Source organism: Neorhizobium sp. T25_13 (assembly GCF_002968675.1).
Lineage (GTDB): Bacteria > Pseudomonadota > Alphaproteobacteria > Rhizobiales > Rhizobiaceae > Neorhizobium > Neorhizobium tomejilense.
The window spans coordinates 39,026-53,631 of record NZ_PVBI01000001.1 but is presented as its reverse complement, the minus strand read 5'-3'; the positions used below and the strand labels follow the sequence as shown (position 1 = coordinate 53,631).

The window sequence follows — 14,606 nt, the reverse complement described above, 5'->3', positions numbered from 1 at the left end:
GCCATGACGCATAAGAGACTGACATGACGGATGCCCCGACGAACGAAACCCTCAGGCTGGCCGGCCTCGAAGCCCAGGCGGAAATCCGCATCGACCGTTGGGGCATCCCGCATATCAAGGCGGATAGCGAGAAGGACCTGTTCTTCGTCCAGGGTTTCAACGCCGCCCGCGACCGGCTGTGGCAACTCGACCTCTGGCGCAAGCGCGGTCTCGGCCTGCTCGCTGCCGATTTCGGACCCGGGTACCTGGCGCAGGACCATGCCGCCCGGCATTTTCTCTATCGCGGTGGCATGGCCCCCGAATGGACCTCCTACGCGCCGGATACTGAAGCTATCTGCACCGCGTTCGCCGCTGGCATCAATGCCTATGTCGCGCTTTGCGAGGCGGAGCCGGCCCGCCTGCCGCCAGAATTCGCCATCTTCGGCACCAGGCCGTCACGCTGGCAGCCGGCGGACGTGGTGCGGATCCGCAGCCATGCGCTGACCCGTAACGGCATTTCCGAAATCCTGCGTGCCAACATCATGGCGCTTGCGGACGCAGAGACCGACCTGCTGCGCTTCGAGCTCGATCCCCCGGTCTCGCCGACGCCGGAGGAGGGGATTTCACTCGCCGATATCCCGCTCGTCGCGACGCGTCTGTTCAAGCTCGCCACAGCCGCCGTCACCTTCGACAAGGCAAGGCTTGCCGCAACGCTCGACGATGTCTGGAAATGGACCGAGGTCACCGATCTCGGCGATATCGTCCAGGCGATCGCGGAGGAGGGGTCCAACAATTGGGCGGTCCACGGCTCCCGCACCGAGACCGGCCGGCCCATCCTTGCAACCGATCCGCACCGAGCCCATGCCGTGCCGTCGTTGCGGTATCTCGTCCATCTCGAGGCTCCCGGCCTCAACGTCATCGGCACCGGCGAACCGACCGCGCCCGGTGTCTCGCTCGGCCATAACGACCGCACCGCCTTCGGCCTCACCATCTTCGGCGCCGACCAGGAAGATGTCTATGTCTACCAGACCAAGGAAGGCGATCCGGAGCACTATCGTTACGCCAACGGCTGGGAGAAGATCACCCGCATCGAGGAGAATTTCCTCGTTCGGGATCATCCCGACCAGACGCTGACACTCTCGTTCACCTGCCACGGCCCGATCCTCCATGAGAACCCGAAGATCCGTCAGGTCATTGCCATGCGCTCCGTCTGGCTGTCGCCCGGTACGGCCGCCTATCTCGGCAGCCTGTCCTATATGCGCAGCGGTTCCGTCCAGGCATTTTCGCAGACGCTCGGATCCTGGGGCACGCCCTCGGTCAACCATGTCAGCGCCGATGTGGACGGCAATATCGGCTGGTTCACCGCCGGCTTCACGCCGGTGCGCAGAAACTGGGAAGGGCTGCTACCCGTGCCGGGCCACGGCAGCCATGAATGGGACGGTTTCCTGCCTGTCTGCGAGCTTCCGCGTATGTATAATCCCTCCGAAGGTTTCGTTGCCTCGGCCAACGAAATGAACCTGCCGGCCGACCGCGACCCAAGCGCTCCATCGATCGGCCACGAATGGGCGGAGGTCAGCCGTGCCCAGCGCATCAAGTCAATCTTGCGCGTCGATCCCAAACATACGTTGAAAGCCTCGATGGCTTTGCAGACCGATGTGTATTCCCGGCCGGCTGCGACCATCTGCGCCGTGCTTCAACAAGCTGCCAGCCGTCAAACGCTGGATGACCGGCAGGAACATGCCACAAAGCTTTTCAGCGGCTGGGATTATCGCCTCGAAGCGGGGAGTGCCGCCGCGGCGCTGTTCGAAGTCTGGTGGATGAAGCACCTGCGACCGGCACTGCTGGCCAAATTCGCACCCAATCCGACCGTCCGCCAGTTGCTGCTGCCGGGCGATGTCGACCGCATGCTGGCGCTTATCAGCGAATCCGGCACGCTCTGGGATATGGTCGAACGAGACGCCATGCTGCTATCGACGCTTTCCGACGGCTTTGCAGATTGCGAAAACCGGCTCGGTGCTGAGCCGGCAGCTTGGCGCTGGGGCGACCTGCACCGTGCGCTCTTCGAACACGCAACCAGCCGCATCAAGACCGAACACGCGACCGGCTGGGATGTCGGCCCGCTGCCCGTCGGCGGCAGCCGTTCGACGCCCATGCATGCCGGCTATCGGATGGGCGATTTCGGCGTCAACGCCGGCGCCTCGGTCCGCCTCGTCATGGATGTCGGTGACTGGGACAACAGCGTTTGCATCAACACACCCGGCCAGTCCGGCGATCCCCGTTCGTCTCATTACGGGAACCTGGCCAGTATTTGGTCGAAAGGCGAATACGTGCCGCTCCTCTACAGCGAAGCCCACATCGCCCGGGAAACAATCCACCGCATCATGCTTCTGCCGGGTTGAGCAGGCGGGGAGGGAGGGTTTGGTGAATACGCTTAGCTTTGTCGGATGTGTCTTTCAACGAGCGCTTTCAGCCTCTTCCCGTCGCGCGCCTGCAGAAGATCAACCATCTCATGATGCTCCCGAGCCGATTGCTCAATTCGCGCCCGCGTCTTCCACTGGGAAACGGGAGCGGAAGACGTGCGCTGTTCGAGTTCGGCGATAATCCCACCCAGTTCGTCGTTACCAGATGGGTGCACGAAAGCCCGATGGAAGTTCAGATCGGCTTCATACAGTTCCAGCACGGTCCCGTGCAGGATCAGGCTTTCGAACCGCTCGGCCACCTAGTGTGCTGGCGCTTGAATGTCGACGGTACTCGACGCCGAGCGGCGGTAGCTCATCCCTTACGATCTCCGTGATCGTGGCCCCCATGACCGTGAAACAGGTGCAGGAGTGGACATGCCAGGAGTAGCAGGTATGGACCCAATCCGAGGGCGTGCGCCCAGTGCTCCCGAAGGATGTAGAATATAAGGACAATGGCTAACGATGCTCCGATCAGGAGCCAAGTGCGAGATGCGGTCATAGGTTGATGCTCCTTAGTCTGAGGGAATTGCCAATCACGCTCACAGAGGACAGAGCCATGGCGGCTGCCGCAATGATGGGGGAAAGAAGGATGCCGAAGCTCGGGTACAAGATACCCGCCGCCACCGGCACGCCTGCCGCGTTGTAGATGAACGCGAAGAACAGGTTCTGCCGGATGTTGGCCATCGTTGCCCGGCTGAGCTGCCTTGCTCTCACGATGCCCTGCAGATCACCCTTCAACAGGGTCACTCCCGCGCTTTCGATGGCAACGTCGGTTCCCGTGCCCATGGCGATGCCGACGTCGGCAGCGGCAAGGGCAGGGGCATCGTTAACGCCGTCACCAGCCATGGCGACGATCTTGCCTTCGCTCCGGAGCCTGGAGACGATCTTGCTTTTGTCCTCGGGAAGTACCTCGGCTTCGACTTCCGAGATTCCGAGCCGCCGGGCCACCGCATGAGCGGTAGTCTTGTTGTCGCCCGTGAGCATAACGACCCTGATCCCTTCGGAGACAAGCGCCTTCACGGCGTCTGGCGTCGTTGCCTTGACAGGGTCGGCGATGGCGAACAGCCCAGCAACCTGACCATCGGACGCCATGAAGATCACCGTGGCTCCTTCATTCCGTAGCTCCTCGGCCTTGGCCGTCATTGCGGAGACGTCGACACGGCTTTCTTCCATGATCCGATGGCTCCCCAGGATCAGCTTCTTGCCGTTTACGATACCGGTCACGCCCTTGCCGACCGGGCTGTCGAAATCCTGGGCGTCGCCGAGTTGGAGGTTGCGTTCAACTGCAGCATTGACGATGGCCAAGGCAAGCGGATGTTCGCTGGAACGTTCCAGCGTTGCGGCCGCCTGCAACAGTTCAGTCTCCGAAAGGTCTTCAGTCGGAACAATGGCAGTGAGCTTGGGTCGCCCCTCGGTGAGGGTGCCGGTCTTGTCGACCACCAGGGTGTCGACCTTCTCGAAGCGCTCCAATGCCTCAGCGTTCTTGATCAAGACACCGAGTCTCGCGCCGCGTCCTACGCCGACCATGATCGACATGGGCGTGGCCAGTCCAAGAGCACAGGGACAGGCGATAATGAGGACAGCGACGGCGGCGACTAGTCCGTGTGCGAAACGCGGTTCCGGGCCGATGGCTAACCAGATGAAGAACGAAACGATGGCCACGGCGATGACGACGGGCACGAACCATCCTGATACTTCATCGGCGAGCCGCTGAATGGGTGCGCGGGAGCGCTGGGCTTCGGCAACCATCTTCACGATCCGCGACAGCATCGTATCCTTGCCGACCTTACTCGCTTCCATAATGAAACCGCCGGTCTGGTTCATCGTGCCGCCGATCAGTTTCGAGCCGATATCCTTGGTCACGGGCATCGATTCCCCGGTGATCATGGATTCATCGACAGAGCTGCGTCCTTCGAGGAGAGTACCGTCCACCGGGACCTTTTCCCCAGGACGCACCCGCAAGCGGTCGCCGACGGCCACGACGTCCAGACCTATGTCCTCGTCGGTACCGTCAGCCTTTACGCGTCGGGCTGTTTTGGGCGCTAGATCGAGGAGGGCTCGTATAGCGCCACCAGTCTGCTCTCTCGCCCGGAGTTCCAGTACCTGGCCCAGCAAAACGAGAACAGTGATTACAGCGGCTGCTTCGAAATAGACTGCCACTGCGCCTTCTCCGGATCGGAAGGTCTCCGGAAAGATGCCTGGGATGATCGTCGCGATCACGCTGTAAATCCAGGCAACGCCAGTGCCCATTGCGATAAGTGTGAACATGTTCAGGCGGCGGGTAACAATGGATCGCCAGCCGCGTTCGAAGAACGGCCACCCGGCCCACAACACCACAGGAGTGGCGAGTAACATCTGAAGCCAGTTCGACGTTTGCGGTCCGAGCAGCATATGGAGGTTCGTCAGGTGCCCGCCCATCTCCAGTGCCAGAACGGGCAGGGAGAGGACGAGGCTGATCCAGAAGCGCCGGGTCATATCGATCAGTTCGGCGCTTGGACCCTCCGCCACTGCGGGCGTTTCGGGCTCCAGAGTCATCCCGCATATCGGGCAGTTGCCCGGCCCCATCTGTCGGACCTGGGGATGCATCGGGCAGGTGTAGACAACACCTGCCCCGTCCAGGACAGGTGAAGCTCCCTTTAGCTTGACGACGTTCGTCGGATGATCGTGATCGCCATGGTCATAATCATGCTGATGATGAGCGTGCCCGGGGTGTTCGTTGGTCATGTCATCCTCCCGTTAGATCGCGTTGTCGTAGGTGATGAAGTCCATCATCCCCGCAGCCATATGGTAAAGGTGGTGGCAGTGCAGCGGCCAACGGCCCGGGTTTGCGGCATCGAACTCGACGGTTACTTCCGCCATGGGCGGCAGCAGGGCGGTGTCTCGAACAGCACCAGAGAATTCTCTCCCATTAATGGCAACCACCTGGAAATGATGTCCATGCAGATGCATCGGGTGGGCCATCATCGACATGTTGCGCATGGTTATCCGTACGCGCTGCCCGCGCGAGACGTTCAATGCCTCGGCCGCGTCTATCCTCCATGTGTACGTAGCCATGTCACCGGTCAGTGTCAGCTTGTACCGCCGGTCGGCCGGACGTGCTGGCGGCGGAGAGAGGCTTCTCAGCTGTTGTTCCAATGAAAGGTCGAGGATAGGCCCGTTTTCCGATCCGACGGGGCTGACTTTTGTTATCGAAGCACCGGCAACCGCCAGGATAACCCCAGTCCGCTCTCTAGCTCCTTCTCGAAGAGCCAAGATCGGAAACATCGTTGCATCGGAGGGAAGTTCCAGGCGGATGTCGAGCCGCTGTCCCATCGTGATAGGAAAGCGTCTGCCTGTGATGGGAACTACGTCGATGCCGTCAACGGCCACGAGGCTGGCAGCTAACGTCCTGGTATCAATCGTAAAGGCAGTCGCAGTGGCCCCGTTGATGATCCGCAGACGGATCCTGCCACCTTTTTCAACCGTGACAACCTCAGGATCGTCGAGCGTACGGTCGTTGGCGAGATAGGCGTCGTACTCGATATCGTTCAGGTCCATGTTCGGCATGCCCATCATCGGCATCGCCATACCGGAATTGCCGCCCATCTGCATCTGATGCTGGGCATGCATGCTCGGCATCATCGGCGGCATGCTTTGGCCGGTCATCGGCATGTTGCCATGCCCGGAGCCGCTTGCCCGGAGACCCGCCAGCAGTTCTTCGGGCGATTTGAAAGAGAAGTCGTGGAGGAGGATAGTGACCTCCTGCTCGTCGCGGGAGCGATCCTCGCTCGTTCGAACGATCAGTGGTGCCGCCAGGAGGCTCTGCTCTTGCAAAGTATGGGCGTGCATCCAGTGCGTGCCGCCTCGACCAATCGGAAAGTCGTATCTCCTGTCCTCCTTGGCCTTCAGCAAAGCAGCCGGATTCCCGGGTACACCATCCATCTGCCACGGAGGGGTTAAGCCGTGCCAGTGGATCAGGGTATCTTCGGCTGTTTCATTGATCAGGCGGACGTCGAACTGCTTTTCCGCGTCCAACACGAGCCCGGGTCTTCCGGCTCTATCGGTCAGGCCGAACACTGTGGCTGCTCTGCCTTTCACGTCAAGCGTTCGCCTGCTGATCAGGAGATCGGAAGGGGATTGGGTTGCCCTTGCAGTGGCAATGTTCAGTAGTGGCGAGACTGCTGCCGTGCCGACGGCAAGCGCCCTAAGGAATTCTCTACGGTACATGATAGGTCTCTCGATCCTGGTCGGCATGCCGACCTTGCTGATGATGGAAGTGGTTCGCCGGGCGGCGAGCCTGTCATCAGGCTGCAGGTCGAGGAGGCTCTAACCCAGGCAATGGCACCTGGCCGAACAGGTGATCATGCAATCCGCCAAAGCGGATTGGAGTAGTTTTTGCACCCGCGGGAGCTTTCGCCGGTGCTGGGACTATTGAAAGGCAGGTTGCGCAGACGGATGTGCAACACGCCTGACGATCCAGAGCCATTTTATAGGTAGAAGGATGATCGCCATCATCGTTTGACGCGGAAGCGCTGTGGCTGGTTGGGCACGAGTGGGTGGCGGCATGGGAGGCAGGTGTGCTGAATAGGAAAACGACGGCAAAAAGAACCGCTGCCACCATCCAGATCACGCTTCTCTGCTTGCGCAAGTACATCATCGGTCTGCCTCTTCATGAGGAGAGATACCGCATGCAGGTCTGCCGACCTTGATCTCCGTCAACCCCACAAGGCTGCCAACGACCTATTCAATTTGTGCACCTACAGAGGCGACCGGAACCGTCGCTTGGCGAGTTCGCGGTAAAGGGCTTCTGCCGAAACGCCGATCTCGGCCGCGACATTCTTCCAGTCACCCTTCGAAGGTTCTCGGTCGTTCCATGCTGTCCAAGCGCTTAGCCTAGCGGTGACCGTCTTCAGCGCCGTGATCTCTGACCGCTTTCGACTGTTCTGCAGTTCTGAAGACAGATGAATAATCCAGGCTCTCGCAAAGTTTGGGTCATTTTCTATGAGGTTGCGGATGCTGCTCACTGGAACACCGGCCACCTTGGCAGGAGTCAGCGCCACCGCGTCGCAATGATGCTGGTCCGCAAAGACGGAGGCTTCCGCAAGAATGCTGCCAGCATTGGCTCGTTGGAGGACGGCGACGTTACCATCGTCCTGGAACCGAACCAGATTTATCGAGCCTTCCAAAATCACGAAGAGAAGTTGGACGACGTCCCCACGATGGAACACGTGTCCGTCTTTCGGGACTTGCTTGTGTGCCGACGACTTCGCAAGCAGCTGTTCGAGTAAAGGCTGTGACATGATAGCGATCATGTCGCCAGAGCATCCTTCATGGCAAGGTTTTTATCGTCAACCACTTGAGGTTCCGATGAGATTTCATATTCTGGCAATTCACCTTATCATCCTGCCACTGACCGCTTACGCACAGCAGGCTCACCATGGCCATGCATCCGCATATGCGGGCGAGGAAATACGGGAGATCAAAAGCCTTTCTGCCGAAGATATCGCGGAGCTGAAACGAGGTGGTGGTTGGGGTTTCGCTAAGGCGGCCGAGTTGAACGGAATGCCGGGGCCCAGTCATGTTCTGGCAATGAGGCAGGAGCTTGCTCTGACACCGTCGCAACTGGAACTCGCGCAGGTGCTGTTCGAAAAAATGCAGCGGACCGCAATTCAAGAGGGGGAGCGGCTGATCGCAGCGGAGCGGGACCTGGAATCTGGCTTTCAATCAGGTTTGATAAACGAGAGCGGGTTACACCAGAAACTTGGGCAGATCGAACGGAGCAGGGCGACCCTCAGGTTCATTCACCTGTCTGCGCATCTGGAAATGAAAAAGCTGCTGGATCGTCATCAGGTCGAAAAGTACAACGAGCTGCGCGGGTACACAGCTCGTTGATCGACGTCACTTTGACAGCGAGGGTGTATATCCCGCATCGGCAATCGAAGCGCTGATCACCTCCGGCGCGAGCGCTGTTTCGACCGAAACGGTTTTGCTGCCGAGGTCGATCTCTGCTGAGGCGCTGGGAGCAGCTGCCTTGATGGCTTTTTCTACCGTGCTCACACAGTGACCACAGGTCATATCGGGGATTTCAAACTTAATCATAGGGGCTCCACTTAGGTTCACTTTCCTTATGTGGGGCTTCCAGCGATGGGAGGGTCAAGAGGCACTAAGAAAAATCTGCGATACTCCGTCGCGGCAGCGGAAGAAATAGTCCTCTTCACAGTTTGCTCGCTCTGTGCGAACATCTACGCATGGTCGCAATCAACGCGTTCCGGCGCTTCCTTCTGCTGTTTTCTGTCCTGGGACTACTCGTCGCCCCGGCCGGCATCGGCACGGCCACGGCGGCAATGACGGCTTCTGTATCGCAAGTTGAGATGGTTATGGACGGCGACATGCCGTGCTGCCCCGAAGAGCAACCAGTACAGAAGGCGGATTGCGGAAAGCCGTGCCCGCTTGCATTGATCTGCTCGACCAATCTGCTGGGTAATTTCGGCGCAACCGCGAGTTGGTCTGTCTCCTTGCGCCTCAGCAGCCTTTCTTTCCCGCCTCCGAGAGAAAACCAGCATCGTTCGGCGACACCCGAACCGCCTGCGCGTCCCCCGAAGGCCTGATCTCACCCCAATCTCTTTGAACCGGCGCTCCTGAACGGAGCTGCTTGTTTTCCGTATTGAGGAGCGGCGCTCAGCGTACGCTCTGGTGAGACATCAATGGTTCATTCCCATCAAACGACGTTTCGAGTCGCCATGGCGCTCGCTCTCAGCTTTCCCGTGGCCGCGTACGCCGGCGCGGCAGACTACGAACTTCAGCTTGTCGAGGCCGCTGTTGGCCAGGGACCTGATGCCGTCATCGCCGTGCGGTTAACCGACAAACGCACAGACAAGCCAGTTTCCAACGCCGTCATCTTCGCAACGCGACTGGATATGGCTCCAGAGGGTATGGAGGCCATGACCACCCGCGTAGAGCCACTGTCTTTAGAAGAGCCCGGCATCTACCGCTTCAAGGCAAACCTTTCCATGGAAGGCGGCTGGCGGTTCAAGCTCGCGATGAAGGTTCAAGGCGAGCCCGAGACTGTTCAGGGCGAACTCGTCGTGCAGGCACAGCCATGAAGCGAGGCACGTTCATTCTCGTCACAACGGTGATTGCTGCCGTTGGGGCAGGAAGCTATGCGGCCGGGGATCGCGGAGTGGGACGGGATTATCTGGCTCAGTTCTTTCCGATACCCACAGCGTCCTTGCCACAACACAAAGCGCCAACCGGCAAAGTGATCTACTATCGGCATCCGGATGGTGTGCCGGAATACTCTCCTGGTCCAAAGCAGACGTCGGACGGCCGACCGTTTCTGGAAGTCCGGGCAAGCGAGGACATCACCTTCGATCCCGTTCGACCCGAACCAGAAAAAGCTGAGGCGGTGGGTGAACGGAAGGTCTTGTACTACCGAAACCCGATGGGGCTGCCCGACACATCGCCGGTCCCCAAGAAGGATTCGATGGGAATGGATTACCTTCCGGTCTACGCAGGCGAGCAACCGGAACCGGGTGAATTGCGCGTGCCGCTCGGGAAGCTCCAACGATCCGGCGTCAGGACCGCCAAGGTTGAACGGCAAGCGATTGAGCGGAAGATCAGGGTCCCAGGCGTTGTTCAGTTCGATGAAAGGCGCATCCAGGTCGTCTCCATGCGGACTGATGCGTTCATCGATGAAGTTGCCAATGTAACGACCGGCGACCAGATCAAAAAAGGCGACCGGCTATTTTCCTTTTACTCAGGCGAAATCGCGCGCGCAGCAGCCGAGTTTGCCGTATCCATCAGGAACGGGACCGAAGGCGATCTCGGTAATGGGGTTGGGCTTCAGCTCCGCAACCTCGGTGTGCCGGACGAGACGATCAAGGGCATCGCGAGGGAGCGGTCTGTTCCAAGGTCGCTACAATATGTCTCGCCCATTGATGGGGTTGTTCTCGAACGTCCTGCGCTCCCAGGCATGATGGCCGAAGCCGGAGACGCGCTGTTCAGGATCGTTGATAACTCGTCAATCTGGGTCATTGCCGACGTGCCTGAGTATGATCTTTCGGCAATCAAGGCCGGTCAGCCTGCTAGAGTCAGCTTTCCAAATTTTCCCGGGCGGGAGGTTCAAGGGAAAGTCGGTCTGGTTTATCCCGGCCTTCAAGCACAGACCAGAACGGCGAAGATTCGAATAGAAGTGCCCAACTCCGACGGTAGTCTGCTTGCCGACATGTTCGCGGAGGTGGAGATCGACGTCGGCGGGGCGGCTCCGGTCGTCGCGGTACCCAGCTCTTCCATTATTGATACCGGCAGCCGCCAGATCGTCTTCCTCGACAAAGGCGAGGGGCGTTTCGAAGCGCGGGACGTGAAACTTGGTGCTCGGGGTGCCGAATTAACAGAAGTCAAGGAAGGGATAGCGCCCGGGGATACGGTCGTCAGCTCCGGGAATTTTCTGCTCGATGCGGAGAGCAACCTCACGTCAGCCCTTAACGCGGTTACTCCACAGGAGATCAAGCCATGATCGCCGGAGTGATTGCATGGTCCTCCAGGAACCTGGTGTTGATCTTCGTTGGTGCCGCCTTGGCAGTGGCAGCGGGTATCTATTCGATCCGAACCCTTCCGCTGGACGCGATACCCGATCTGTCGGATGTTCAGGTCATCGTTTACACCGATTACCCTGGACAAGCTCCGCAGGTCGTTGAGGATCAGGTTACCTATCCTCTTACCACGTCGATGTTGACCGTCCCGCGCTCAAAGGTGGTGCGCGGTTTCTCGTTCTTCGGCGTATCGTTCGTCTACGTCATCTTCGAAGATGGTACTGATCCTTACTGGGCTCGAAGCCGTGTCCTGGAATACCTGAATACCGCCGCCAGTCGTCTGCCGGACGGAGTCGCACCGAGCCTTGGTCCTGACGCAACCGGTGTTGGCTGGGTCTATCAGTATGCGCTGGTAGCAAAGGAGCTTTCGCTTGCGGAACTGCGGTCGCTTCAGGATTGGGTCGTTCGTTTTGGTGTCGCGAGGGCCGATGGCGTTTCCGAGGTTGCCAGCGTCGGCGGGTTCGTGAAGCAATATTCGGTGGTTGTCGATCCCATCCGGCTTCGGGCTCAGAACATCACGCTCAAACAGATTACGGACGCGGTTCGCGCCAGCAACCGAGATGTTGGTGGACGTACCGTCGAACTGTCCGAGTTCGAGTTCATGGTCCGAGGCAAGGGTTATTTGAAGGGCATCGCTGATATCGAGAACATCGTCCTGATATCGGAGGGAGGCGCTCCACTTCGGCTCAGAGACATTGCGAGGGTCGAGGCGGTTCCGGACGAGCGAAGGGGCATCACCGAACTGAACGGCGAAGGCGAAGTCGCGAGTGGGATCGTCCTCCAGCGTTTCGGGTCGAATGCTTTGACGGTCATCGAGGGCGTCAAAGAAAGCCTGGCGAACGTGAGAAAAAGCCTCCCTGAGGGTACACAGATCATACCGGTCTACGACCGATCACAGCTGATCGAGGCGGCTATCGAAACCTTGAAAGGAACGCTTGTCGAGGAGTCCATCGTCGTTGCCCTGGTAACGGTCGCTTTCCTGCTTCACGTCAGGAGCGCGCTTGTTGCGATCATCATGCTGCCGGTCGGAATCCTGATGGCTTTCGTGGCGATGCGGGCACTCGACATCGGAGCCAACATCATGAGCCTGGGCGGGATCGCCATCGCCATCGGCGCGATGATCGATGCAGCCATCGTCATGATCGAGAATGCACAAAAGCATCTCGAACGCGCGCCACCTGACAAGAAGAGATCGCAGGTCATTATCGAGGCGGCAAGCGAGGTTGGCCCGGCCCTGTTCTTTAGCTTGCTGATCATCACGGTGTCGTTTCTGCCGATCTTCACCCTCGAATCTCAGGAAGGACGCTTGTTCGGGCCACTTGCCTTCACAAAGACTTTCGCAATGGCGGCGGCCGCGCTGCTTTCGGTGACGCTTGTACCAGCTCTCATGGTCATATTCGTTCGGGGGAGGATCATCCCTGAACATCGTAACCCGCTCAATCGCTTCCTGATCTGGGCCTACCGCCCGGTCATAAAGGGGGTACTGCGAGCGAAGGTTCTGACCATCCTCTTGGCTATTGCGGCACTTGCAGCAACAGTTTGGCCCGCCCGACAGGTTGGAACCGAGTTTATGCCCACCTTGAACGAGGGCACGCTGATGTACATGCCGACGACATTGCCCGGCCTGTCTGTCACCAAGGCAGCGGAACTGATGCAAACCCAGGACAGGATCATCAAGTCCTTTCCCGAGGTCGAGACGGTTTTCGGCAAAGCCGGGCGGGCGCTGACCGCAACCGATCCCGCGCCCACGGAAATGTTCGAGACAATCATCACGCTGAAGCCGAAATCGGAATGGCGGCCGGGAGTGACGATTGACAGCCTGAAGCTGGAAATGGATGCAGCACTGCAGTTTCCTGGAGTCTCAAATGCCTGGACGATGCCGATCCGTGCCCGGATCGACATGCTCTCGACGGGCATCAGGACGCCCGTGGGAGTTAAAGTTTTCGGGACAGACCTGAAGGAGATGGAGCGGGTCGCCCGCGACATCGAGACGGTCCTGAAGACGGTCCCGGGAACGTCCAGTGCCTACGCGGAAAGGGTCATCGGCGGCTACTACCTGGATATCGTCCCGGACCGGATCGCGCTTGGACGGTACGGGCTGACGGTAGACGACGTGCAGGACGTCGTCGGCATGGCGCTCGGTTCAGAAGTGGTGACGTCCACGGTGGAAGGTCGCGAACGATACGGAGTGGCGGTGCGCTACCCCCGTGCCTTTAGGAGCGATCCGCAGGCGATTGCGCGTGAGGTGCAAGTCGCCATCCCGGGAGGAGGATCGGTCCCCCTCGGGCAGGTCGCCCAGATCGGCCTGAGCCGGGGCGCGACGAGCATCCGCACGGAGAACGGTCAACTGGCCGTCTACATCTTCGTCGATATCGCCGGAAGGGACCTCGGCGGCTACGTCGCGGAGGCACGCGAGGCAGTCGATAAAAGCGTGGAAATGCCCCCCGGCTATTCGGTAGCCTGGAGTGGCCAATTCGAATATCTGGAACGCGCCAAAGCAAGACTATCCGTGGTCGTTCCGCTGACCTTGGCGCTTATCTTCCTGCTTCTCTACTTGAATTTCCGGGCTCTGACCGAGACATTCATCGTCATGCTCTCCCTGCCATTCGCGTTGGTTGGCGGCATATGGCTGATGTGGTGGCTTGGTTTCAATGCATCTGTTGCAGTCGCGGTCGGATTCATTGCCCTCGCGGGCGTCGCCGCCGAAACAGGGGTGATCATGCTCATCTACCTCGATCACGCCCTCAAGGAGAGACGTGAGGTCTGCCTGACTGAGGGGAGGCCTCTGACGAAAGCAGACCTCCGAGACGCAATCATGGTCGGCGCGGTCGAACGGGTGAGGCCAAAGATGATGACGGTTGTCGCCATCATGGCCGGTTTGATCCCGATCCTCTGGAGCACCGGGACCGGCTCGGAAATCATGCAGCGAATTGCTGTCCCAATGATCGGCGGAATGGTTTCGTCGACCATCCTAACGCTCGTCGTCATTCCCGCAATCTATGCCCTGGTCAAGGGTTGGCGTCTTCCGGAAGCCCGGGTTGAACAGCCTCAACATCCCCAAGGACCACAAATAGAAGGAGTTACCGCATGAACAGGAGACAATTCATATGCTCTGCAATCGCGACCATCGCAGTTGCCAGCACGGCCCCAGCGCGGGCGTCGCAAACGAGAATGGCGGTCTATAAAGACCCGACCTGCGGCTGTTGCGGCGCGTGGGCTAACGCCATAGCGCAGGCCGATATCGCCATCGACGTTCAGCAGGTCGCCGATCTTGACTCGGTAAAACGGAGATACCGAGTGCCGAAAAATCTGGAAGGCTGCCATACGGCGATCATCGGCAAATACTTCATCGAGGGGCATGTCCCGCTGGAAGCCGTTGAGAGACTGCTCAACGATGCGCCGGATATCCTTGGCCTGGCGGTGCCGGGTATGCCCGTGGGCTCACTTGGAATGGGGGATAATCCGGCAGTAGCGTCATTCGATGTGTGGAGTGTCGACAAGCAAGGTGGAGCGTCAATCTTCATGAGCGTTCGGCCGACGAAGCTTTGAGCCTGCTTGCGGTTGCCTGTTCACCCATTCCATGCCGGCTTGGCAGCCC

At 59.4% G+C, this 14,606-nt stretch carries 13 protein-coding genes; 7 read left to right on the top strand and 6 right to left on the bottom strand.

The window, feature by feature from the left end; genetic code table 11:
• The first annotated feature begins 23 nt into the window (after nt 1-23).
• Nucleotides 24-2,378 (top strand): penicillin acylase family protein, encoded by a 2,355-nt coding sequence (locus C5J22_RS00260; protein ID WP_105436651.1) that lies wholly within the window; start codon nt 24-26, stop codon nt 2,376-2,378.
• A gap of 32 nt (nt 2,379-2,410) precedes the next feature.
• Here C5J22_RS00260 and C5J22_RS00255 read toward each other — a convergent pair whose 3' ends face one another.
• The 5 genes from C5J22_RS00255 to C5J22_RS00235 form a co-directional block, all read right to left on the bottom strand.
• Nucleotides 2,411-2,698: an FCD domain-containing protein gene (locus C5J22_RS00255; protein WP_105436650.1), complete on the bottom strand. Its 288-nt coding sequence runs from the start codon at nt 2,696-2,698 to the stop codon at nt 2,411-2,413.
• 53 nt (nt 2,699-2,751) lie between these two features.
• The gene (locus C5J22_RS00250) at nt 2,752-2,937 is read right to left on the bottom strand and encodes a DUF2933 domain-containing protein (protein WP_105436649.1); all 186 of its coding nucleotides are present in this window, start codon (nt 2,935-2,937) and stop codon (nt 2,752-2,754) included.
• Nucleotides 2,934-5,162 carry a copper-translocating P-type ATPase gene (locus C5J22_RS00245; RefSeq protein WP_105436648.1) on the bottom strand — a complete coding sequence of 743 codons (2,229 nt, stop codon included), beginning with the start codon at nt 5,160-5,162 and terminating at the stop codon, nt 2,934-2,936. Before C5J22_RS00245 ends, C5J22_RS00250 begins: the two co-directional genes overlap by 4 nt.
• A gap of 12 nt (nt 5,163-5,174) precedes the next feature.
• On the bottom strand, nt 5,175-6,644 hold the full coding sequence (locus tag C5J22_RS00240) for a multicopper oxidase family protein (protein WP_105437152.1): 1,470 nt from the start codon (nt 6,642-6,644) through the stop codon (nt 5,175-5,177).
• Nucleotides 6,645-7,174: 530 nt separating this feature from the next.
• Entirely contained in the window at nt 7,175-7,729 is a 555-nt protein-coding gene (locus C5J22_RS00235; protein WP_105436647.1) for a Crp/Fnr family transcriptional regulator, read from the bottom strand.
• A gap of 55 nt (nt 7,730-7,784) precedes the next feature.
• Here C5J22_RS00235 and C5J22_RS00230 point away from each other — a divergent pair, with 55 nt between their 5' ends.
• Nucleotides 7,785-8,309 (top strand): hypothetical protein, encoded by a 525-nt coding sequence (locus C5J22_RS00230; protein ID WP_105436646.1) that lies wholly within the window; start codon nt 7,785-7,787, stop codon nt 8,307-8,309.
• 6 nt (nt 8,310-8,315) lie between these two features.
• On the opposite strand, the gene C5J22_RS00225 is transcribed toward C5J22_RS00230, so the two are convergent.
• Entirely contained in the window at nt 8,316-8,516 is a 201-nt protein-coding gene (locus tag C5J22_RS00225; RefSeq protein ID WP_105436645.1) for a heavy-metal-associated domain-containing protein, read from the bottom strand.
• Between the two features lie 149 nt (nt 8,517-8,665).
• Between C5J22_RS00225 and C5J22_RS00220 the strand changes: the two genes are divergently transcribed.
• From C5J22_RS00220 to C5J22_RS00200, 5 genes are all read left to right on the top strand, one after another.
• A complete protein-coding gene (locus C5J22_RS00220; RefSeq protein ID WP_245440238.1) occupies nt 8,666-9,025 on the top strand; it encodes a hypothetical protein in 360 nt (119 codons plus the stop codon).
• A 132-nt stretch (nt 9,026-9,157) separates the two neighbouring features.
• Complete coding sequence (locus C5J22_RS00215; protein ID WP_245440237.1) at nt 9,158-9,520, top strand: FixH family protein; 363 nt, start codon at nt 9,158-9,160, stop codon at nt 9,518-9,520.
• Nucleotides 9,517-10,932, top strand: coding sequence for an efflux RND transporter periplasmic adaptor subunit (locus C5J22_RS00210; RefSeq protein ID WP_105436643.1), 1,416 nt, complete (start codon nt 9,517-9,519; stop codon nt 10,930-10,932). Before C5J22_RS00215 ends, C5J22_RS00210 begins: the two co-directional genes overlap by 4 nt.
• Nucleotides 10,929-14,099: an efflux RND transporter permease subunit gene (locus tag C5J22_RS00205; RefSeq protein ID WP_105436642.1), complete on the top strand. Its 3,171-nt coding sequence runs from the start codon at nt 10,929-10,931 to the stop codon at nt 14,097-14,099. Before C5J22_RS00210 ends, C5J22_RS00205 begins: the two co-directional genes overlap by 4 nt.
• On the top strand, nt 14,096-14,557 hold the full coding sequence (locus C5J22_RS00200) for a DUF411 domain-containing protein (protein WP_105436641.1): 462 nt from the start codon (nt 14,096-14,098) through the stop codon (nt 14,555-14,557). The genes C5J22_RS00205 and C5J22_RS00200 overlap by 4 nt, the downstream gene beginning before the upstream one ends.
• Nucleotides 14,558-14,606: the final 49 nt, after the last annotated feature.

Excerpts from the sequence above, each read along its gene's own strand:
- C5J22_RS00260 (WP_105436651.1), top strand. The coding sequence starts at position 24 with ATGACGGATGCCCCGACGAACGAAACCCTCAGGCTGGCCGGCCTCGAA.
- C5J22_RS00250 (WP_105436649.1), bottom strand. The coding sequence starts at position 2,937 with ATGACCGCATCTCGCACTTGGCTCCTGATCGGAGCATCGTTAGCCATT.
- C5J22_RS00245 (WP_105436648.1), bottom strand. The coding sequence starts at position 5,162 with ATGACCAACGAACACCCCGGGCACGCTCATCATCAGCATGATTATGAC.
- C5J22_RS00240 (WP_105437152.1), bottom strand. The coding sequence starts at position 6,644 with ATGTACCGTAGAGAATTCCTTAGGGCGCTTGCCGTCGGCACGGCAGCA.
- C5J22_RS00235 (WP_105436647.1), bottom strand. The coding sequence starts at position 7,729 with ATGATCGCTATCATGTCACAGCCTTTACTCGAACAGCTGCTTGCGAAG.
- C5J22_RS00230 (WP_105436646.1), top strand. The coding sequence starts at position 7,785 with ATGAGATTTCATATTCTGGCAATTCACCTTATCATCCTGCCACTGACC.
- C5J22_RS00225 (WP_105436645.1), bottom strand. The coding sequence starts at position 8,516 with ATGATTAAGTTTGAAATCCCCGATATGACCTGTGGTCACTGTGTGAGC.
- C5J22_RS00220 (WP_245440238.1), top strand. The coding sequence starts at position 8,666 with ATGGTCGCAATCAACGCGTTCCGGCGCTTCCTTCTGCTGTTTTCTGTC.
- C5J22_RS00215 (WP_245440237.1), top strand. The coding sequence starts at position 9,158 with ATGGCGCTCGCTCTCAGCTTTCCCGTGGCCGCGTACGCCGGCGCGGCA.
- C5J22_RS00210 (WP_105436643.1), top strand. The coding sequence starts at position 9,517 with ATGAAGCGAGGCACGTTCATTCTCGTCACAACGGTGATTGCTGCCGTT.
- C5J22_RS00205 (WP_105436642.1), top strand. The coding sequence starts at position 10,929 with ATGATCGCCGGAGTGATTGCATGGTCCTCCAGGAACCTGGTGTTGATC.
- C5J22_RS00200 (WP_105436641.1), top strand. The coding sequence starts at position 14,096 with ATGAACAGGAGACAATTCATATGCTCTGCAATCGCGACCATCGCAGTT.